Source organism: Streptococcus suis (assembly GCF_002964045.1).
Classification (GTDB): Bacteria; Bacillota; Bacilli; order Lactobacillales; family Streptococcaceae; genus Streptococcus; species Streptococcus suis_U.
This window is the reverse complement of the sequence record NZ_POPB01000495.1, coordinates 1-290: the sequence shown is the minus strand read 5'-3', so window position 1 is coordinate 290 and position 290 is coordinate 1. Positions and strand designations below refer to the sequence as shown.

Genomic DNA, 290 nt, shown 5'->3' with positions numbered 1-290 from the left:
AGGAGGTTTGTATGGCTATAGTTAATAATAGTAAATTCTATGTGTTAGGGGTTAACCAAAACACAAAGCAAGTCTATATCGTGTGTTCTTGGGATGAGGACGTGAGAGAAGTCTTAACTTTTCCTATGAAAGAAAAGGTCGGAGATAAGATGTTGGAAGAGATTATCACTTATCCCGATTATGAGAAAGCCAGGGCAATGGCTTCTACATTTTCTGTTATCTTGGGGAGTGGTTGGAACTTCTTTCCAGTTGACATTCATACTGTTAAATCGTTGCAAGCAGTTGTCTTG

The 290-nt window shown here is 38.6% G+C and carries 1 protein-coding gene; it reads left to right on the top strand.

The window, feature by feature from the left end:
• Positions 1-11: 11 nt before the first annotated feature.
• Positions 12-290 (top strand): hypothetical protein (locus C1E99_RS12225; protein WP_153060225.1); only part of this gene is annotated, 279 nt, incomplete at its 3' end.